The 15,897-nt window shown below is 65.4% G+C and carries 15 protein-coding genes and 1 pseudogene; 5 read left to right on the plus strand and 11 right to left on the minus strand.

Translation table 11 applies throughout. The annotated features are described in order from the left end of the window. Positions 1-150: 150 nt before the first annotated feature. The 5 genes from purH to AB4Y31_RS00810 form a co-directional block, all read right to left on the minus strand. Positions 151-1,716 (minus strand): bifunctional phosphoribosylaminoimidazolecarboxamide formyltransferase/IMP cyclohydrolase, encoded by a 1,566-nt coding sequence (gene purH / locus AB4Y31_RS00790; protein WP_368672286.1) that lies wholly within the window; start codon positions 1,714-1,716, stop codon positions 151-153. Positions 1,717-1,757: 41 nt separating this feature from the next. Next, positions 1,758-1,991: a Fis family transcriptional regulator gene (locus AB4Y31_RS00795; RefSeq protein WP_018439942.1), complete on the minus strand. Its 234-nt coding sequence runs from the start codon at positions 1,989-1,991 to the stop codon at positions 1,758-1,760. After that, the gene (gene dusB / locus AB4Y31_RS00800; protein ID WP_368672287.1) at positions 1,988-3,052 is read right to left on the minus strand and encodes a tRNA dihydrouridine synthase DusB; all 1,065 of its coding nucleotides are present in this window, start codon (positions 3,050-3,052) and stop codon (positions 1,988-1,990) included. The genes AB4Y31_RS00795 and dusB overlap by 4 nt, the downstream gene beginning before the upstream one ends. A 156-nt stretch (positions 3,053-3,208) precedes the next feature. Further along, positions 3,209-4,453, minus strand: coding sequence for a UbiH/UbiF/VisC/COQ6 family ubiquinone biosynthesis hydroxylase (locus AB4Y31_RS00805; protein ID WP_368672288.1), 1,245 nt, complete (start codon positions 4,451-4,453; stop codon positions 3,209-3,211). A 62-nt stretch (positions 4,454-4,515) separates the two neighbouring features. Then, positions 4,516-5,931 carry an aminopeptidase P N-terminal domain-containing protein gene (locus tag AB4Y31_RS00810; RefSeq protein WP_368672289.1) on the minus strand — a complete coding sequence of 472 codons (1,416 nt, stop codon included), beginning with the start codon at positions 5,929-5,931 and terminating at the stop codon, positions 4,516-4,518. A gap of 236 nt (positions 5,932-6,167) precedes the next feature. Here AB4Y31_RS00810 and AB4Y31_RS00815 point away from each other — a divergent pair, with 236 nt between their 5' ends. Together AB4Y31_RS00815 and AB4Y31_RS00820 are read left to right on the plus strand one after the other, a co-directional pair. Beyond that, positions 6,168-6,779 (plus strand): glutathione S-transferase family protein, encoded by a 612-nt coding sequence (locus tag AB4Y31_RS00815; RefSeq protein ID WP_026229534.1) that lies wholly within the window; start codon positions 6,168-6,170, stop codon positions 6,777-6,779. Positions 6,780-6,854: 75 nt separating this feature from the next. Then, on the plus strand, positions 6,855-7,685 hold the full coding sequence (locus AB4Y31_RS00820) for an ABC transporter permease (RefSeq protein ID WP_368672290.1): 831 nt from the start codon (positions 6,855-6,857) through the stop codon (positions 7,683-7,685). A gap of 14 nt (positions 7,686-7,699) precedes the next feature. On the opposite strand, the gene AB4Y31_RS00825 is transcribed toward AB4Y31_RS00820, so the two are convergent. The 3 genes from AB4Y31_RS00825 to AB4Y31_RS00835 all read right to left on the minus strand — a co-directional run bounded on the left by AB4Y31_RS00825 (position 7,700) and on the right by AB4Y31_RS00835 (position 11,105). Then, a complete protein-coding gene (locus tag AB4Y31_RS00825; RefSeq protein ID WP_368672291.1) occupies positions 7,700-9,313 on the minus strand; it encodes an FMN-binding glutamate synthase family protein in 1,614 nt (537 codons plus the stop codon). 60 nt (positions 9,314-9,373) lie between these two features. Beyond that, positions 9,374-10,531, minus strand: a complete 1,158-nt coding sequence (gene mnmA / locus AB4Y31_RS00830) for a tRNA 2-thiouridine(34) synthase MnmA (RefSeq protein ID WP_368672292.1) — start codon at positions 10,529-10,531, stop codon at positions 9,374-9,376. A gap of 91 nt (positions 10,532-10,622) precedes the next feature. Beyond that, entirely contained in the window at positions 10,623-11,105 is a 483-nt protein-coding gene (locus AB4Y31_RS00835; protein WP_368672293.1) for an NUDIX hydrolase, read from the minus strand. 332 nt (positions 11,106-11,437) lie between these two features. Between AB4Y31_RS00835 and AB4Y31_RS00840 the strand changes: the two genes are divergently transcribed. Genes AB4Y31_RS00840 through AB4Y31_RS00850 form a run of 3 tightly spaced genes read left to right on the plus strand, consistent with a single transcriptional unit; the run spans position 11,438 to position 14,393 of the window. After that, positions 11,438-12,589 (plus strand): Re/Si-specific NAD(P)(+) transhydrogenase subunit alpha, encoded by a 1,152-nt coding sequence (locus tag AB4Y31_RS00840; RefSeq protein ID WP_368672294.1) that lies wholly within the window; start codon positions 11,438-11,440, stop codon positions 12,587-12,589. 34 nt (positions 12,590-12,623) lie between these two features. Next, positions 12,624-12,941, plus strand: coding sequence for a proton-translocating transhydrogenase family protein (locus tag AB4Y31_RS00845; RefSeq protein WP_107150313.1), 318 nt, complete (start codon positions 12,624-12,626; stop codon positions 12,939-12,941). After that, positions 12,942-14,393 carry an NAD(P)(+) transhydrogenase (Re/Si-specific) subunit beta gene (locus AB4Y31_RS00850; RefSeq protein ID WP_368672295.1) on the plus strand — a complete coding sequence of 484 codons (1,452 nt, stop codon included), beginning with the start codon at positions 12,942-12,944 and terminating at the stop codon, positions 14,391-14,393. Between the two features lie 56 nt (positions 14,394-14,449). Here the strand turns inward: AB4Y31_RS00850 and AB4Y31_RS00855 are convergent, their stop codons facing one another. The 3 genes and pseudogenes from AB4Y31_RS00855 to AB4Y31_RS00865 form a co-directional block, all read right to left on the minus strand. Further along, on the minus strand, positions 14,450-14,734 hold the full coding sequence (locus tag AB4Y31_RS00855; RefSeq protein WP_368672296.1) for a helix-turn-helix domain-containing protein: 285 nt from the start codon (positions 14,732-14,734) through the stop codon (positions 14,450-14,452). After that, positions 14,719-15,042 carry a transcriptional regulator gene (locus AB4Y31_RS00860; protein WP_368673410.1) on the minus strand — a complete coding sequence of 108 codons (324 nt, stop codon included), beginning with the start codon at positions 15,040-15,042 and terminating at the stop codon, positions 14,719-14,721. The genes AB4Y31_RS00855 and AB4Y31_RS00860 overlap by 16 nt, the downstream gene beginning before the upstream one ends. Positions 15,043-15,201: 159 nt before the next feature. Next, positions 15,202-15,891: pseudogene (locus AB4Y31_RS00865) on the minus strand (helix-turn-helix transcriptional regulator); the annotation flags it as partial. Positions 15,892-15,897 lie beyond the last annotated feature (6 nt).

Consider the following 15,897-nt stretch of genomic DNA (forward strand, 5'->3'; position numbering starts at 1 on the left):
GCTCGCGGGATGCGAGTCACAAGCCGGCGGCTGCGCGGCGCTCATAGCTTGCCGCGCGCATCGATCGGCCAAATGTCGACGAGCGTTCGCCCTCGACGACGTGATAGAAGCTGTGCAGGTTGACGGTCGGATCGCAGTGCGACGTGATGCTCAATGCCGGAAATGCCGCACGCCCGTCATGATCATCGCGATCTTGTGCTCGTCGGCGGCGGCGATCACCTCATCGTCGCGCACCGAGCCGCCCGGATGAATCACGCAAGTCGCGCCCGCCGCGACGACGACGTCAAGGCCGTCGCGGAACGGGAAGAATGCATCCGACGCCACAGCCGAGCCCTTCAGCGACAGCCCCGCGTTCTCCGCCTTGATGCTCGCGATGCGCGCCGAATCGACGCGGCTCATCTGCCCCGCACCGACGCCGAGTGTCATCCCCTTGCCGCAGAACACGATCGCATTCGACTTCACGAACTTCGCGACACGCCAGGCGAAGAGCAGATCGTCCATCTCCTGCGGCGTGGGATGCCGCTTGGTCACGACGCGAATCTCGCGCGGCGTTACGTTCTTCGCATCGGGCGACTGCACGAGCAGGCCACCGCCCACGCGCTTGAAGTCGAACGGGTTCTGACCGGAGCCCAGCGGAATCTCCAGCAAGCGCACGTTCTGCTTCCCGGCAAAAACCGCCTTCGCGCCCTCGCTGAACGACGGCGCGATCAGCACTTCGACGAACTGCTTCGCGACGGCCGCCGCGGCCGCCTCGTCGAGCTCGCGGTTGAATGCGATGATGCCGCCGAACGCGGAAGTCGGATCGGTCTGGAACGCCTTCGAGTAAGCCTCGAGCGGATCGGCGCCGATCGCCACGCCGCACGGGTTCGCATGCTTGATGATCACGCAGGCCGTTGCCTCGAACGTCTTCACGCATTCCCAAGCCGCATCGGCATCGGCAATGTTGTTGTACGAAAGCTCTTTGCCTTGCAACTGCCGGTAGGCGGCCAGCGCGCCAGCAGGCGCCGCGAGGTCGCGGTAAAACGCCGCGCTTTGATGCGGATTCTCGCCGTAGCGCAGGTCTTGCACCTTCGTGAACGCGAGATTGAGCGTAGTCGGATACGTGTTACGCGAGTTGTGCTGCAGCCCTTCCGTCAGGCTCGTCAAATAGTTCGTAATCGCGCCGTCGTATTGCGCCGTATGCGCGAATACCTTCGTCGCGAGACGGAAGTTGGTCTTGTAGCCGACCTTGTTGTCGTTCGCGCGCATTTCTTCGAGCACGGCCGCGTAGTCCGCCGGATCGACGATGACCGTGACGTCGCGATGGTTCTTGGCCGCCGAGCGCAGCATCGTCGGACCGCCGATATCGATGTTCTCGATCGCGTCTTCGAGCGTGCATTCGTCTTTCGAAATGGTGGCGACGAACGGATAGAGGTTCACGACGAGCAAATCGATCGTCGGTATGCCATGCGTCTCGAGCGCGGCCATATGCTCCGGCAGGTCGCGGCGCGCGAGAATCCCGCCGTGCACCTTCGGATGCAGCGTCTTCACACGGCCGTCGAGCATTTCCGGAAAGCCGGTGTAGTCGGCGACTTCGGTAACGGGCAGCCCCGCCTCGGCGAGGAGCTTGGCCGTTCCTCCCGTCGACAGGATCTTGACGCCGAGCGCCGAGAGCGATTGGGCGAACTCGACGATGCCGGATTTGTCGGAAACGGAAATGAGCGCTTGCTTGATCATGATGAGAACGAAGACCGAAAAGAATCGAGGGCGGCGCGCGACTACAGCAGACCGTGCTGTTGCAGCTTCTTGCGCAACGTGTTGCGGTTGATGCCGAGATAATCGGCGGCGAGCGACTGGTTGCCGCCTGCCTGCTCGAGCACCACCTCGAGCATCGGTTTTTCGACGCACGACATCACCATGTCATAAACGTCGTGCGGATTCGCGCCGTCGAGATCCTGGAAGTACATCCCCAGGCTGTCGCGGACGCATTGTTCGATGTTGTGCTTGCTCATGCTGCTAAGGGTTCGTTACAAGTCGGCTCGGTTTGCTCGAGCGTCTCGTCTTCCACGTAGATGAGACGGTCCGACAAAGCCTGCTGCGCGTCGAAGAACTCGTTGACGGCGGCGAGCTGTTCGCGTGTGGTATCGAGCGTGTTCATCCGGTGCCGGAACGCATTGGCGCCGGGAAGGCCGCGAGTGTACCAGCCGATGTGCTTGCGCGCAGTACGAACGCCCGTGAATTCTCCGTAGAACGCGTAGTGATCCTCGAGATGCCCGTTCATCACCTCGCGGATCTCGGCGATGCGAGGCGGCGGCGGCAACTCCCCGTGCCGCAGGAAATGATCGATCTCGCGAAAGAGCCACGGGCGCCCCTGCGCCGCGCGGCCGATCATGATCGCGTCGGCGCCCGTCGCTTCGAGCACCACGCGGGCCTTCATCGGCGAATCGATGTCGCCGTTCGCGACGACCAGGATGCGCGCGGCCGCCTTCACGGCCGCGATGGTCTCGTACTCGGCCTCGCCGTGATAAAGATCGGCCCGCGTGCGGCCGTGCACCGTCAGCATCGAAATGCCGGCGTTCTCGGCGATGCGCGCGATCGTCAGCGCGTTCTTGTGCGCCCGGTCCCAGCCCGTGCGAATCTTCAACGTGACGGGCACCGCGTCAGGCCCCGTGCCGACGGCGCTCACGACCGCCTCGACGATGCGCGCGACGAGCGGCTCGTCTTGCAAAAGCGCCGAGCCCGCGGCGACGTTGCAGACCTTTTTCGCGGGGCAGCCCATGTTGATATCGATGATCTGCGCGCCGTTCGCGACGTTGTAGCGCGCGGCCTCTGCCATCATCGCGGGATCGGCACCGGCGATCTGCACGGCGATCGGCTCGACTTCGCCCGCGTGATTGGCGCGCCGCATCGTCTTCTCGCTTTTCCAGAGCTGCGCGTTGGAGGCGACCATCTCCGAGACGGCGTAGCCCGCCCCGAGCCGCTTACAGAGCTGGCGAAACGGCCGGTCCGTGACCCCCGCCATCGGGGCGACGAACAGGTTGTTGCGCAGGACGTGGGACCCAAGCGTTGGCATGACGAAATGGCCGCGCGCGCTCGGGACGCACACGAGCGCGGCGGACGATGAGGGAAACGACCATTTTACCGTTAACGGGGGCGCGGCCAAGTTGCAGCGCGGGAGAAACGGCGAGGGCGCGGACCGGCGGTCAGCGCATCGAGCGGCATGCGGGCGCTATCGCCGCTGACCGAACATCATCTGGCGCGCGAGCGCGGTCTTGGCCGGCGGCACGAGCTCGAGCGCCGCGAGCGCAAGCCCGCGCAACCCCGAGAGCGGCCCCATATCGGCTGTGAAAAGGCGCGCGAGCGCGTCGGTCGCGCCGATCGTAAGCCGTCTGTCGAGCGCGCGTACGCGAGCAAAGTCCGCGAGCGCGCGAGGCGTCGCGCCGTGCCGAGCGAGCGCATCGGCCAGCGCGTGCGCGTCGCGCAGGCCGAGATTGAGTCCTTGCCCCGCGACAGGGTGCAGCGTCTGCGCGGCGTTGCCGATCGCCACGATGCGGCCGCGCGCGAGTGTCTTCGCGGCCGTGAGGCCGAGCGGGAACGCAGCGCGTCCCTTGATGGCCTCGAAGCGACCCATCCGGTCGCCGAAAGCGACGCCGAGCTCGGCGAGCAGCGCGTCGTCGGAAAGCGGCAGCCGGCGCTCCGCCTGCTCGGGCGCCATGCACCAGACCAGCGCGTAGTCGGCCTGGCGCATGCCGCCCACGGGCAAGAGCGCGATCGGCCCTTCTGCTGTGAAGCGCTCCCAGGCCGTGTGCGGCTGCGGGGCCGATACCGTCACCGTGCCGACGAGGGCAGTCTGCCCGTAATCGCGTGCCTTGTCTTTTTCGCGGCTGACGGGCGTGCCCGCGCCCCCGATTGCGCGCGCGTCGCCGTAAAGACCGCCCTCGGCATTCACGAGCACGCGCGTGCGCAAGGTGTGCAACGTCGGGTGTGGCCGGCCGCTTTCGATCGGCAGCGTGATCCAGTCGTCGCCCTGCTGGGCATGCGGCGCCAAGGCGCTCGCGGACGTGAGCCAGCGCGTGTGCGTGCGGCGCACGGTCTCTCCGAGCGCATCGACGATCGCGCCGTAGCGCGCCACATAGCCGAGCGCCGGCAGCCCGTGCTCGTCGCGCTCGATCAGCGTGCGGCCGAAGCGGCCGCGCTCGGAAACGTGGATGCGCTCGATCGCATGGGCGCTGGCGGGCCATGCGGAGAGCGGCTCGAGCAGCATGCGGCTGCCTTCGGAAACGGCGATGGCGCGCGGATCGGCAGCCGCATGGGCGGGCTCCCGTGCATCGACGAGCGCGACGGTGACCGCCGTGCTCGCGCTGCGTCGCGCGAGCCAAGCGGCGAGCGCGAGGCCGACCGGGCCTGCGCCGACGATCGTCACGTCGAAATCTTCCACGGCCTTCGAGGGAGAGAGGGGCGCGTTATCGCTCATCGCTCGTGCTCACGTTATCCGGGTCTATCGAAGAGAGTCCGCCATCGGCCGAAATTTCGGCGTCACGCCTTTTTCCGAGCGGTGTCGCCGTCGCGCATCAGCGCCTCGATTTCATCGGCGCGCACGGGTACGTCGCGCGTGATGAGCTCGCAGCCGGTCTCGGTCACGATCGCGTCGTCTTCGATCCGGATGCCGACGTTCCAGTAGCGCTCGGGTATGTCCTCCGCGGCGCGCACGTAAAGTCCGGGTTCGATCGTGAGCGTCATCGACGGGCGCAGCGTTCGCCAGGGCAATGCGCCTTGGTCGTTCCGCTCGGCGTCGCGCTCGCGATAGTCGCCGCAGTCGTGCACGTCCATGCCGATCCAGTGCCCCGTCCGATGCATGTAAAAGCGCGCGTAGGCGCGCTCGGCAATCACATCGTCGACCGCCGAGAACTTGTCGCGCGCGATGATGCCCGTATCGAGCAGTCCCTGCGCGAGCACGCGCACGGCCGCGTCGTGCGGGGCTTCGAAGTTCGCACCGGCGCGCGTGGCGTCGACGGCTGCCTGTTGGGCCGCGAGCACGATATCGTAAAGCTCGCGTTGCGCGGGAGAGAAACGTCCGCTTGCCGGGAACGTGCGCGTGATGTCCGATGCGTAGCCGTCCAGCTCGCAGGCGGCGTCGATGAGCACGAGGTCGCCGTCGCGCAATATCGCGTTGCCGGCGGGGTAGTGCAGCACGCAGGCGTTGGCGCCGGCGGCCACGATGGAGCCGTAGGCCGGCGATTGCGCGCCGCGGCGGCGGAACGTGTACAGCAACTCGGCCTCGAGCTCGTACTCGCGCATGCCGGGGCGACAGGTTGCCATCGCGCGCCGATGCGCCTCGGCCGAGATCCGCGCGGCGCGTCGCATCAGCGCCAGCTCGTGCTCGTCCTTCACGAGCCGCATGTCGTCGAGAAGGGGCGTGATGTCAGCGAGCGTTGCGGGCGCGGCCACGCCGCTCCTGCTTTGCGCACGCACGGCGTCGAGCCAGCCGCGCACCTGCGAGTCGAGCTCGGCCGAGCGGCCGAACGCATAGTGCAGCGCCGACGCATCGGCGAGGAGGCGCGGCAGTTCGGCATCGACTCCTTCGATCGGGAATGCGGCGTCGAAGCCGAAGGCCTCGCGCGCCGCTTCGGGACCATAGTGGAAGCCTTCCCAGGTCTCGCGCTCCGCGTTTTTCGTCCGGCAAAACAAGATCGAAGCAGGCTCGCCCGCCCCGACATCGGCATCGGCGTCGAGCACGACGAGCGCCTGCGGCTCGGAAAAGCCCGTCAGGTAGTAGAAATAGCTGTCGTGGCGGTACGGATAGTCCGTGTCGCGATTGCGCGGGACTTCGGGGGCCGTCGGAACGACGGCGACGCCGCCGCCGGCCGCGCGCAACGCGGCCAACACGCGTTCGCGGCGCGCCCGGTAGACGGCCTCGGGGATGGCGATGGAAGATTCGGCTGGCTCATTCATCGTTCGATTGTACCGCCCTATTCGAATGGGGCTCTCGCCGCGCGACCATCGACGAACGGCGGCGCGGCAGTCGCGGGCCGGCAACGGCCAGAGCCAGGCCGGCGAGCGGTGAGTTGTTGCGTCGGGCCGACACCGATACGCGCGCAGCTGCCGGGAGGGCCGATATTATGGCGGGCATGTCCGCGGTTATGATCGTGGGCGACGGTATACTCTCGGTCGCACTCCAGAGAAAGCAGATGATCAAACTAATCGGTTCGCTCGCGAGTCCCTTCGTGCGCAAAGCGCGCATCGTGCTCGCAGAAAAGAAGATCGACTACCAGTTGGTGCTCGAAAACGTCTGGGCGCCGGATACGACCATTCATACGTTCAATCCGATCGGCAAGGTGCCATGCCTCGTCATGGAGGATGGGGAGGCCGTCTTCGATTCGCGCGTCATCTGCGAATATGTCGATACGCTTTCGCCCGTCGGCCGGCTGATTCCGCAATCGGGCCGCGAACGCGTCGAAGTGCGCTGCTGGGAAGCGCTTGCCGACGGTGTGCTCGAAGCGGCCGTGCTGATCCGGCTGGAATCGACGCTGCGCAACGAGGGCGAGCGCAGCGAGAGCTGGATCGCGCGGCAGCAGCGCAAGGTCGACGAGGGGCTCGACGCCATCTCGCAGGGGCTCGCCGGCAAGCCGTGGTGCTCGAACAACCACTTCACGCTGGCCGACGTGGCGGTAGGCTGCGCGCTGGGATATCTCGATTTCCGCATGCCCGAGCTCAACTGGCGCGAGAAGCATTCGAATCTCGAAAAGCACTTTGCCAAGCTCTCGCAGCGACAGTCTTTCATCGATACGATTCCCGCCTGAGCACGCGGCTCGGGCGCTCGTCGTGCCGTGGCGCGTCCGAACGTGCCAGGCCGAGGTCTATCGCAAGGAGAGAGCATGCCCGATAGGACCGACGCGTCGTCTGCGCGCCCGAGCGCCTCGGGCCGGATCGGGGTCGCCATGGCCGGGCGGCGGTCTTTGTCTTTGATCAGACCAAAGCGTCTGCTCGCCTGGGCAATCACGCTTGGGCTAGTCGTCCTTTTTGCGTTCGGGTGGGAGCTCGCTTCGCGGCGCGGATGGGTCGATCCCTTCTTCGTCTCGCGCCCTTCGGCTCTCGCCTATCAGCTTTTCGACTGGTGGCACGGCGGCACGTCGAATGGGCCGCTCGCTGTCCATGTCGGCGTGACGCTCGCGGAAGCGGCGCTCGGCGTTGCGGCAGGATCGATTCTCGGCGCGGCTTGCGCTTTCTTGTTTCGCGCCGGCACGCTGCGTGGCGACGTCTTCGCGCTATTCGTATGGCTTTTGCGGCCTGCACCCGTCGTCGCGCTTGCAGGGGCACTGGGGCTCGGGCTTGGCTTCGGGATAGCTGCGAGAGCGGCATTCGCCACGATACTCGTGTTCCTCGTGGCGTTTGCCGACGCGCGCGCGAGCCGGCCCGCGTTCGAGACGGTGCGCTGGCGGTGCGGGCTCGCGCTCGCCGGTGCCGTACTCGGCGAATGCTTCGTCGCGCGTTCCGGGATCGGCTTTCTCATCGCGCGCGCGGTCCAGCAGTTCAACGCGGGCGGCGTCTATGCGGCGCTTGTCGTCCTCGTCGCCATTGGAGTCGTTGTCGACTTGTTCGCCGGTGCCCTCGAGCGCGCGTGGCGGCGGCGCGCTGCTCCTATCGAGAACGGAGCTCGTCCGCTCGACAATGACCATTCGACAGCGAGCGGGCGGTCGAACCGATAGTGCGGCGAGCGCGCCTAAGAAAGCGCCGGTGCAAGCGCCTTGGGTGCGAATGAATCGCTGCGCGCGACGGGCCACCACTTCTCGTAGAGCGAATAGCGATAGTTGCCGTTGGCGAGGTCGTTCGGCTCGAGATACTTGAGCAGGTCCGACATCAGCCGTACCTCGTGGGAGGACACACGGCGGACGATGTGGTGCGCGCGCAATTGCGACGGATGCTCGATGCCCGCCGCCTGGACAAGCTCGAGCAGCGCATGGAGCGTATTGCGGTGGAAGTGGTAAACACGCTCCGCCTTGTCGGGCACGACGAGCGCGCGCTGACGCACCGGATCTTGCGTCGCGACACCGGTCGGGCAGCGTCCCGTATGGCAGGTCTGCGCCTGGATGCAGCCGACGGCAAACATGAAGCCGCGCGCCGAGTTGACCCAGTCGGCGCCGATTGCGAGCGTGCGTGCGATATCGAAGGCCGTGATCATCTTGCCGCTTGCGCCGATGCGTATCCGATCGCGCAAGCCGATGCCGACGAGCGTGTTGTGCACGAGCAGGAGCCCTTCTTGCAGCGGCACACCGATGTGATCGGTGAACTCGAGCGGCGCCGCGCCGGTGCCGCCTTCGGCGCCGTCGACGACGATGAAGTCCGGCACGATCCCGGTCTCGAGCATTGCCTTCGCGATGCCGAAGAACTCCCACGGGTGGCCGATGCAGAGCTTGAAGCCGGTCGGCTTGCCGCCCGACAGGGTTCGCAGTCGCTCGAGGAATTCCAGCAATCCGCGCGGCGTCTTGAACTCGCTGTGCGCGGCCGGCGAGACGCAGTCGCGGCCCATCGGCACGCCGCGCGCTTCAGCGATCTCCGGTGTCACCTTCGCGGCCGGCAGCACGCCGCCGTGTCCGGGTTTCGCGCCCTGCGACAGTTTGATCTCGATCATCTTCACTTGCGGATCGCTTGCCTGCTTCGCGAACTTGTCGGGATCGAAGCCGCCGTCGTCGCGGCGGCAGCCAAAATAGCCCGAGGCGATTTCCCAGATGATGTCGCCGCCATGTTCGCGGTGATATTTCGAAAGCGAGCCTTCGCCCGTGTCATGCGCGAAGCCGCCTTTTTTCGCACCAAGATTGAGCGCGCGGATCGCATTGGCCGACAATGCGCCGAAGCTCATCGCCGAAATATTGAAGATCGACATCGAGTACGGCTGGGCGCGGTCATGACCGACGACGATGCGAAAGTCGGGGCTCTCTATTTTCGTCGGTGACAGCGAGTGGCTGATCCATTCATGTCCGACCGCCCGCACGTCGAGCTCCGTGCCGTAAGGGCGGCTGTCGGGCTCGTTCTTCGCGCGCTGATAGACGATGCTGCGCTGCGCGCGCGAAAACGGCTTTTCCTCGGTATCGTCCTCGACGAAGTATTGGCGGATCTCGGGGCGGATGAACTCGAAGAAGAAGCGCAGGTGGCCTGCTATCGGATAGTTGCGCAGAATGCTGTGACGCTGCTGCCTGAGATCGAAGACGCCGAGCGCGATCAGAGCGAGCGGCACGAGCAACCACCCCCACGAGATCCCATGTTTCGCGGCGAAGAAGGCGCATGCCGCGGCGAGCAGAAGCGCGCACCAGACGGCGAAGTAGCGTCGAGAGAACATCGGGGGGCTCCTGGGCGGCGATGGCCGCTCGAAAGTCCGTGATTTTAATCGGGTCCGATGTCAGGTCGTTTGCAATTGAGCGGTAAGCAGATTTTTCGTGGTCTCGGCGGATGCGCTCGCTTTTTCGATAATGCCGCCCCCAAGGCAGACTTCGCCGTCGTACAGCACGGCCGATTGACCGGGCGTCACAGCCCATTGCGGGGCATCGAACGAGAGCGCGAACGTGAATGCGCCGTCCGCGCTTGGCGCCGGCGTCTCGCCGCCGAAAGTGCAGGCGGCATCGGTCTGGCGATAGCGCGTCTTGGCCGCGAGCCGCGCGCCGCTCAAAGGCGCCTCGCCGGCAACCCAGCTCACGTTGCCGGCCACGAGCGTTTGCGAGAGCAGCCAGGGATGATCGTGGCCCTGCACGACGTAGAGCGTATTCGCGGCCATGTCCTTGCCCGCGACGAACCACGGCTCGCCGCTACCGGTCTTGCTGCCGCCGAGGCCGATGCCCTTGCGCTGTCCGAACGTGTAGAACGCGAGCCCGATATGCTCGCCGACGATCGCCCCGTCGGGCGTCTTCATCGGTCCCGGGCGAGTCGGCAGATAGCGGTTGAGGAACTCGCGGAAAGGCCGCTCGCCGATGAAGCAGATTCCCGTCGAGTCCTTCTTCTTCGCGTTGGGCAGGCCGATTTGCTCGGCGAGCGCGCGCACCTGAGTCTTCGGGATCTCGCCGAGCGGAAAGAGCGTTTTCGAAAGCTGCGACTGATTGAGCCGGTGCAAAAAGTACGATTGGTCTTTCGTATGGTCTTTGGCCTTGAGCAGCTCGAAGCGACCATCGACTTCGCGCACGCGAGCGTAGTGGCCCGTCGCGATCGTTTCCGCACCGAGGGACATCGCGTGATCGAGGAACGCCTTGAACTTGATTTCGGCGTTGCAGAGCACGTCCGGATTGGGCGTGCGGCCGGCCGAGTACTCGCGCAGGAATTCGGCGAAAACGCGATCCTTGTACTCGGCCGCGAAGTTGACGGCCTCGACGTCGATGCCGATCAGATCGGCGACTGAGACGACGTCGATCCAGTCCTGCCGGGTCGAGCAGTACTCGCTGTCGTCGTCGTCTTCCCAGTTCTTCATGAAGAGGCCGACGACTTCATAGCCGGCTTCCTTGAGAAGCCATGCGGTCACCGACGAATCGACGCCGCCCGACATTCCCACTACGACCCTTTGCTTGCTCATTGATCTGCCTGGTGTTTGATTCCCGATGCCCGGATGGCCTTGCCGATGGCCTCGCGTCCCGTCCGGACGGGACGATCGGTACGGCGCAGCGTCACTGAGCGCCCGTTGGCCCGACCGAATGCGTATGCACGAAGTCGAGCGGGAAACGCCGCCCTGCCAGGTAGTCTTCGAGCGAGCGCAGCACGAGCGGCGTGCGATGCCTCGCGCGGCAGGCGCGCAGCTCATCGGCCGTGAGCCAGAGTGCGCGAACGATGCCCTCGTCGAGCGCTCGTGCTTCGCCTTCGGCCGCGCTCGCCCCGCAAAATGTGAAACGCAGGTAGGTGGCGCCGCCGCCGGGCTTCCCGATGTAGGTCATGTAGGCGCCGACGAGCGCCTCGGGCGCGAACGCGTGGGCCGTTTCCTCGAGCGTCTCGCGCATGACCGCCTCGACGAGCGTTTCGCCGGCTTCGAGGTGTCCCGCCGGCTGGTTGATGCGCAAGCCGTCGGCCGTTTCTTCCTCGACGACGAGAAACCGGCCATCGCGCTCCACGACGGCCGCCACCGTTACATGAGGCGTCCAGCGTTCCTGTTTCATGGGTGCGTATTTTACCGTTTGCGGAAGAACCCTGCCCGACGCGCCGAACCGGGGGCAAGACGTCGGACGCCGCAGGTGCCACGGAGACCCAACGAGCTGCGATCCGAACCGAATTCGTTCGCACCGGGCAACTTCGGTTAAAGTGACGCTTCAGCGCGCCTCGAGCGAGAGGCCGACAGTCCGCCGGAACGGGCTGCGGCATGCGATTCGAGCGCGTTCGTACCGAATGAGTCGTGCAAGCCGTGTATCTCGAGATGAGCCGGCGCAGCATCGTCGGCCAGTCTTCAGTCTTCGCAGCACTTGAACAACGAGAAGGTGAGGAGGATTCCACGATGCATATCGGAGTGCCAGCCGAGACGCGCGCGCACGAAGCGCGCGTGGCCGCGACGCCCGAGACGATCAAGAAGTACGTCACCGCAGGGCATCGCGTCACGGTCGAGCGAGGGGCGGGCAGCGCCGCGAGCTTTACCGACGAGGCGTTCGCCGCCGCCGGTGCCGAGCTCGTCGATGCCGCGACGGCATTCGGCGCCGAGCTCGTTCTCAAAGTCCAATCGCCCGTCGAAAGCGAACTCGCGACCATGAAGCGCGGCGCCGTGCTCGTCGGGATGCTCGAGCCGTTCAATACGGAAAACGCCGCCCGTCTCGCCGCCGCCGGCGTCACGGCCTTCGCGCTCGAAGCCGCGCCGCGCACGACGCGCGCGCAAAGCCTGGACGTACTGTCCTCGCAGGCGAACATCGCCGGCTACAAGGCAGTGCTGATCGCCGCCGATCTTTATCCTCGGTTTTTGCCGATGCTGATGACGGCTGCCGGCACGGTGAAGGCCGCGCGCCTGCTCGTGCTCGGGGCCGGCGTGGCGGGGCTGCAGGCAATCGCGACCGCGCGTCGGCTCGGTGCCGTCATCGAAGCGTCCGACGTGCGGCCGGCCGTGAAGGAGCAGATCGAATCGCTCGGAGGCAAGTTCATCGACGTTCCTTACGAGACGCAGGAAGAGCGCGAAGCCGCGGAGGGAGTGGGCGGCTATGCGCGGCCGATGCCGGCGAGCTGGCTCGCGCGTCAGGCGACGGCGGTGCACGAGCGCGCGAAGCAATCGGACATCGTCATCACGACGGCGCTGATTCCCGGGCGCGATGCGCCGACGTTGATTTCGGCCGAGACGGTCGAGGCGATGCGTCCCGGCTCCGTCATCGTCGATCTCGCCGCGGGCCGCGGGCCCGGGTTGCCTGGGGCGCCCGGCATGCGCGGCGGAAACTGCCCGCTGACTGAGCCGGACAAGGTCGTGACGAAGCATGGCGTCACGATCGTCGGGCATACCAACCTGCCCGCGATGGTCGCGGCCGACGCCTCTTCGCTGTATGCGCGCAACCTCTTCGACTTCCTGAAACTGATCGTGACGAAAGAGGGGACGCTCAATATCGACATGGCGGACGACATCGTCGCGGCGACGCTGTTGACCCGCGACGGCGCGCTTGCACGCAGCGCGTGATTCCGAGCGCGAATAAGGCTAAGGAGAAGCGACGATGGAAGTGATCAATCACACGGTCATCAATCTGATCATCTTCGTGTTGGCCGTCTATGTCGGCTACCACGTGGTCTGGAACGTCACGCCCGCGCTGCATACGCCGCTCATGGCCGTGACGAACGCGATCTCGGCGATCGTCATCGTCGGGGCGATGCTCGCCACGGGCTTGACCGTGGGCGGCCCCGGCAAGTTCTTCGGCACGCTCGCGGTGCTGCTCGCCGCCGTCAACGTGTTCGGCGGCTTTCTGGTGACGCGCCGCATGCTCGAAATGTTCAAGAAGAAAGAGCCGAAGAAGCTAACGAAGGAGGGCGCATAAATGAGCATGAACGTCGTTACGCTCCTCTATCTGCTTGCATCGATCTGCTTCATTCAGGCCTTGAAGGGGCTTTCGAATCCGAAGAGTGCGCGGGCGGGCAACCTCTTCGGCATGGTGGGGATGGCGATCGCGATCCTCACGACGGTCGCGCTCATCGTCAAGCAGGCGGCGCTGTTCGGCTCGAATCTCGGGCTGGGGCTCGGGCTGCTCTTTGCCGCGCTCGTCGTCGGCGGGGCGATCGGCGCGTTCGTGGCCGCGCGCGTCGAAATGACGAAAATGCCCGAGCTCGTCGCGGCGATGCACTCGCTGATCGGTTTGGCTGCCGTGGCGATTGCCTACGCCGTCGTCTACGAGCCGGCGGCTTTCGGGCTCGTGCCGCCTGACGCGCCCTACGCGGGCTTTCTGCCGTACGGCAACCGGATCGAACTTTTCATCGGCACGTTCGTCGGCGCCATCACGTTCTCGGGCTCGGTCATCGCGTTCGGCAAGCTCTCGGGTAAGTACAAGTTCCGCCTCTTTCAAGGCGCGCCTGTCGTCTACCCCGGGCAGCATCTGCTGAACCTGATGCTCGCGCTCGCCATGCTCGGCTTCGGCATCATCTTCTTTCTCACGCAGTCGTGGCTGCCGTTCATCATCATGACGCTCATCGCGTTTGCGTTGGGCGTGCTCATCATCATTCCGATCGGCGGCGCGGATATGCCCGTCGTCGTTTCGATGCTGAACTCGTACTCCGGATGGGCGGCGGCCGGCATCGGCTTTTCGCTGAACAACGCAATGCTCATCGTGGCGGGCTCGCTCGTCGGCTCATCGGGCGCGATCCTCTCGTACATCATGTGCCATGCGATGAACCGGTCGTTCTTCAACGTGCTGCTGGGCGGCTTTGGGGCCGAGCCGGGGGCGACGGCCACGGGCGGCGGCGAGCAGCGGCCCGTCAAATCGGGCTCGGCCGAAGACGCCGCGTTCATGCTCGGCAATGCCGAGACGATCGTCATCGTGCCCGGCTACGGGCTCGCGGTGGCACGCGCTCAGCACGCGCTGAAAGAGTTGACGGACAAGCTCATCGAGAAGGGCGTCGACGTGCGCTATGCGATTCACCCCGTGGCGGGCCGGATGCCGGGGCACATGAACGTGCTGCTCGCAGAAGCGGAAGTGCCGTACGACCTTGTCTTCGAGATGGAAGACATCAATAACGAGTTCGGGCAGACCGACGTCGTGCTCGTGCTCGGCGCGAACGACGTGGTGAACCCCGCCGCGAAGAACGATCCGAAATCGCCGATTGCCGGCATGCCGATCATCGAGGCCTACAAGGCGCGCACGGTGATCGTCAACAAACGGTCGATGGCAGCCGGCTATGCGGGGCTCGACAACGATCTCTTCTACATGGACAAGACGATGATGGTCTTCGGCGATGCGAAGAAGGTCATCGAGGATATGGTGAAGTCGGTGGAGTGACGGGGGGGGCGGAGCGCCGCGGCAGCTCCGCGCGTCCTGTCTCGCCAGGCGGCGACTCATGAAGATTGAAGGTCGCGCAATGCTTCCGGGTGGGCTGCAGCCACGCGCAACAGCGTCTGCGCTGCCCCGGTCGGTTCGCGGCGACCTTGTTCCCAGTCTTGTAGCGTCCGCACCGATACGCCCAGCAGTGCCGCGAACGCGCTTTGCGATAGCCCTACCTTGGTTCGAGCAAGCGATGCCACAGTTGGTTCGACTTTCGTTACTCGAGCAGCCCTGCCCGCCTTCATGTCTCGGACCGACTTCAGCAAGTCGGCTTGAAATTGCTCTAGTTCTTTGTCCATCGCTCAACCTCTTCGCGCAGCGCGTTCAGGAATGCGCTCGGCAAATTGTCAAATTTAGATTTCGTATAACCGATCAGCAGCCAGATCTGACCGTTATCGAGTAGGTTGTAGTAGATCACGCGAGCGCCACCGCGCTTACCCATGCCACTGCGGCTCCAGCGAATCTTACGCAAGCCGCCGGTTCCGGAGATGACGTCGCCCGCGAATGGGTTATGCGCGAGCCACGTGACAAGCGCCTCACGTTCGTTTTCGCGCCACAGGCCGTGCGTGTACTGCACGAACGTCTCAGTTTCGATGACCGTGTACATTCGCATCATACGGCGTTGCCGTATATCTGTCTAGTCGAAGAACGGCAAGAATAGTCGCGCGGAGCAGCGCAATCGATCAGCTGGGTGGGAATTCGGACGGATGGACAGGATGGCCTCTGACAAGGGGCCTTGGGACGCCGGCAGGGATGCTCCGAGCGGCTAAGCCGACGGCGTCTCTACACGCCTCATATAGTCGGCGAGCCGTCGCCCCTCCATGTCGGGAAACGGCTCTTGCGGCGTCACGTCGGTCATGCGGGAGATGTCGAAGTTGCGGAAGTCCGAGCGCAGCTCGCACCACGCCCCGACCGTCCATTGTCCGCCCCAGTAGACGAGGCTGAGCGGCCAGATGCGCCGCTGAGTCCGTGCGCCTTTCTTGTCCTCGTAAGACATGCTGACGACGTGGTGCCTGTCCACGGCGCGATGCAGCGCATCGATGTTTTCGGAAAACTGCCGGTTCACACGATAGGAAGGCGCGAATACCGCAAGGCGCTCGATCGTCGCCCGCTTGTCGGCCGGCATGGCCGAGGCGATTTTCGCGAGCGCGCTTCTCGCGCCGCTCGCCAGTCCCATGCCGCCCCACGTCTCGATCATGCGCGCGCCGGCCGCCAGGGCGGCCAGCTCATCGGCCGTGAACATGAGCGGCGGCAGGCTCGCCGAGCGGCTCAGCCGGTAGCCGATGCCGGCCTCGCCCTCGATGGGCACGCCCGATAGCTGCAAGTCGCGTACGTCCCGGTAGACGGTGCGCGGCGAGACGCTGAGCCACTCGGCGAGTTGCTGCGCAGTCGTCAAGCGACGGCCGCGCAACAGCTCGGCGATTTGAAACAGACGATCGGCGCGGCGGCTCATGGCAGTCGG

Origin of the sequence: Trinickia sp. EG282A, assembly GCF_040965455.1 — a bacterium.
Classification (GTDB): Bacteria; Pseudomonadota; Gammaproteobacteria; order Burkholderiales; family Burkholderiaceae; genus Trinickia; species Trinickia symbiotica.

Bases quoted from the DNA above. Each gene is read 5' to 3' on its own strand.
- purH (WP_368672286.1), bottom strand. From the start codon at position 1,716: ATGATCAAGCAAGCGCTCATTTCCGTTTCCGACAAATCCGGCATCGTC.
- AB4Y31_RS00795 (WP_018439942.1), bottom strand. From the start codon at position 1,991: ATGAGCAAGCACAACATCGAACAATGCGTCCGCGACAGCCTGGGGATG.
- dusB (WP_368672287.1), bottom strand. From the start codon at position 3,052: ATGCCAACGCTTGGGTCCCACGTCCTGCGCAACAACCTGTTCGTCGCC.
- AB4Y31_RS00805 (WP_368672288.1), bottom strand. From the start codon at position 4,453: ATGAGCGATAACGCGCCCCTCTCTCCCTCGAAGGCCGTGGAAGATTTC.
- AB4Y31_RS00810 (WP_368672289.1), bottom strand. From the start codon at position 5,931: ATGAATGAGCCAGCCGAATCTTCCATCGCCATCCCCGAGGCCGTCTAC.
- AB4Y31_RS00815 (WP_026229534.1), top strand. From the start codon at position 6,168: ATGATCAAACTAATCGGTTCGCTCGCGAGTCCCTTCGTGCGCAAAGCG.
- AB4Y31_RS00820 (WP_368672290.1), top strand. From the start codon at position 6,855: ATGCCCGATAGGACCGACGCGTCGTCTGCGCGCCCGAGCGCCTCGGGC.
- AB4Y31_RS00825 (WP_368672291.1), bottom strand. From the start codon at position 9,313: ATGTTCTCTCGACGCTACTTCGCCGTCTGGTGCGCGCTTCTGCTCGCC.
- mnmA (WP_368672292.1), bottom strand. From the start codon at position 10,531: ATGAGCAAGCAAAGGGTCGTAGTGGGAATGTCGGGCGGCGTCGATTCG.
- AB4Y31_RS00835 (WP_368672293.1), bottom strand. From the start codon at position 11,105: ATGAAACAGGAACGCTGGACGCCTCATGTAACGGTGGCGGCCGTCGTG.
- AB4Y31_RS00840 (WP_368672294.1), top strand. From the start codon at position 11,438: ATGCATATCGGAGTGCCAGCCGAGACGCGCGCGCACGAAGCGCGCGTG.
- AB4Y31_RS00845 (WP_107150313.1), top strand. From the start codon at position 12,624: ATGGAAGTGATCAATCACACGGTCATCAATCTGATCATCTTCGTGTTG.
- AB4Y31_RS00850 (WP_368672295.1), top strand. From the start codon at position 12,942: ATGAGCATGAACGTCGTTACGCTCCTCTATCTGCTTGCATCGATCTGC.
- AB4Y31_RS00855 (WP_368672296.1), bottom strand. From the start codon at position 14,734: ATGGACAAAGAACTAGAGCAATTTCAAGCCGACTTGCTGAAGTCGGTC.
- AB4Y31_RS00860 (WP_368673410.1), bottom strand. From the start codon at position 15,042: ATGTACACGGTCATCGAAACTGAGACGTTCGTGCAGTACACGCACGGC.